The 2253-nt window shown below is 59.1% G+C and carries 2 protein-coding genes and 1 pseudogene; 1 reads left to right on the top strand and 2 read right to left on the bottom strand.

What is annotated here, in order from left to right:
• Window positions 1-380 precede the first annotated feature (380 nt).
• Both tnpB and tnpA read right to left on the bottom strand, forming a co-directional pair.
• The gene (tnpB, locus tag P0R31_RS40970; RefSeq protein ID WP_343299376.1) at window positions 381-584 is read right to left on the bottom strand and encodes an IS66 family insertion sequence element accessory protein TnpB; all 204 of its coding nucleotides are present in this window, start codon (window positions 582-584) and stop codon (window positions 381-383) included.
• Window positions 585-634: 50 nt separating this feature from the next.
• Window positions 635-1009 (bottom strand): IS66-like element accessory protein TnpA, encoded by a 375-nt coding sequence (tnpA, locus tag P0R31_RS40550; RefSeq protein WP_275521200.1) that lies wholly within the window; start codon window positions 1007-1009, stop codon window positions 635-637.
• An 83-nt stretch (window positions 1010-1092) separates the two neighbouring features.
• Between tnpA and P0R31_RS40545 the strand changes: the two are divergent.
• Window positions 1093-2056: pseudogene (locus P0R31_RS40545) on the top strand (IS481 family transposase).
• Window positions 2057-2253: the final 197 nt, after the last annotated feature.

Here is a 2253-nt window from a genome sequence, read left to right as displayed (position 1 = left end):
CGCAACGGACGATCGGCTGCGCAACCCCGACCAGCTCCGCCGATCGTCCGTTGCTCCACCCGCGCCACTTGGCGTACAAAACCCCGAGACTCTAACTGCCGCTGGATGAAAATTCAGGGGCAGGTCACCCTCTCCCTAAAAGGGGGCGAAAATAAACTCCTGCTACGCGCTTTGCGGCCGATCAGCCGCCCAGCCGGGCGGAATCAGGTTGGGGGGAGTTTGAGGTGACCACACCCGGAGGATTTTGACCGACCGTCGGGGATATCATGAAGCCATTGAATCAGATCAAGCAGCAGATTCAAACCCAAAACGGCTATCCGACCCGCGTCGGACGCTGGGTTCTTGTGGGTTGCGCCAATCGATTCGGGACAGCAGGTAGCTCATCTGCGCCGGCAAGATCGTTCAACCGATGGCCAGACGAACCGTCCTCTCTCGAGTCTCTTGGTGAACAGGCATGCTCCCTGGCCATCGTGCCAAATCACCTTCACAAGATCGCTTCGGCGACCACGGAAGACGAACAGATGACCGCTGAGCGGGTCCTTCCGCAGCACCTCCTGCACTTGGAGTGCAAAGCCTCGCCGCATGTCCGTGTAGCCTGTCGCAAGCCACACTCGCGCGCCCGTCGGAACCGGGATCATCGGCGCACCAGAGCATCGAGAACGCGACGGAGCGCGTCGCCATCAACCCCGCTACCAACGTCGATCTCGATGATGCCCAGGCTCTTCCGTCGGCGCGCCGCCGTCGTCAATGGCGCTTCAGCCACCTCGCGCGGCGGCACAGATGGCCCAATCTCGACCGGCACGAACGGCGATATGCTCGCTTCACCGTGCTTGAAAAGCTCTTTGCGCCACCTGAACAGCTGGCTTATATGAAGGCCAGCCATGCGAGCCACCTCGGAAACACTGGCTCCGGGCTCGAGCGATGATGCAACAAGCCGTTCCTTCTCATCCTGCGACCGCCGGCGCCGCCGCTCGGACGATGTGATCACCTCCGCTCTCGAAATCGTCATAGCGCTTCTCCTAGGATTACCCCTAGTTGTTTAGTCCCAGACTTTGATGGTGCATCCTTGTCGCACGATTCGAAGGAAGCGCTATGGGACAGATTTTACACGGCTGCGCCACCACGAAGGAGGCAGTCCGTCGAGCTATACAAACTACTCAAGAGAGCCTGAGAGGTCTCGCCAGGCGCTACGGGATCAACCAGAAGACTGTCGCGAAGTGGAAGCAGAGCGAGACCGTCACCGATCGTTCGACTGGCCCCAAGGAAGCCAAGTCGACTGTCCTTTCCATCGAGGAGGAGGCGATCATCGTTGCTTTCCGGCAGCATACGCTGCTGCCACTCGACGATTGCCTCTATGCGCTGCAGCCGACCATCCCGCATCTGACGCGGTCAACCCTGCATCGCTGCCTCCAGCGTCACGGCATCAGCCGATTGCCGGAAGTGGGCGGTGGCAAGCCCTCGAAGAAGAAGTTCAAGGCTTATCCGATCGGCTACTTCCACATCGACATCGCCGAGCTCCAGACCGCCGAAGGCAAGCTCTACCTCTACGTCGCAATCGATCGCACCAGTAAGTTCGCGTTCGTGCAACTGGCCAGGAAGACGGGAAGGACCTCGGCCGCGGCCCTCCTCGAAGCTCTTATTGCGGCCGTTCCCTACAAGATCCACACGGTTCTCACCGACAATGGGATCCAGTTCACCTTCCCACCGCGCTATGCGGACGGCCCGACAGCAAGATACGCCACTCATATGTTCGACATGCGCTGCCGGGAGAACGGGATCGAGCATCGGCTGACTAAGATCAAGCATCCCTGGACCAATGGCCAGGTCGAACGCATGAACCGCACGATCAAGGAAGCGACCGTCCGACGCTATTACTACGATCGACACGATCAGCTCGAAGCTCACCTTGCCGACTTCATCAACGCCTACAACTATGCTCGGCGGCTGAAGACCCTGAAGGGCCTCACACCCTACGAATACATTTGCAAATGCTGGACTTCCCAGCCCGAACGATTCAAACTCAACCCGCTCCAGAATGCCGGGACTAAACACCTAGTCGAGCGTTTCCTTGGTTCGAATCATATCAGGCGGCCTCGGCGAGTTTATAGGACCAGGTGTGGATGACCGGATGGCGGTTCACGTCGTCGATGCCGGCCATGATGCGTTGCTTCAGCTCGTGTTTTGATGTCACCCGGATGTGGCGCAACACTGAGCGAGCAAATTTGGAGAAGAAGCCCTCGATCAGGTTGAGCC

Origin of the sequence: Bradyrhizobium yuanmingense (assembly GCF_029167105.1) — a bacterium.
GTDB lineage: Bacteria > Pseudomonadota > Alphaproteobacteria > Rhizobiales > Xanthobacteraceae > Bradyrhizobium > Bradyrhizobium yuanmingense_A.
Note: the sequence above shows the minus strand (reverse complement) of the source record. Positions and strands in the feature narration are given on the sequence as shown.

Excerpts from the sequence above, each read along its gene's own strand:
- tnpB (WP_343299376.1), bottom strand. The coding sequence starts at position 584 with ATGCGGCGAGGCTTTGCACTCCAAGTGCAGGAGGTGCTGCGGAAGGAC.
- tnpA (WP_275521200.1), bottom strand. The coding sequence starts at position 1,009 with ATGACGATTTCGAGAGCGGAGGTGATCACATCGTCCGAGCGGCGGCGC.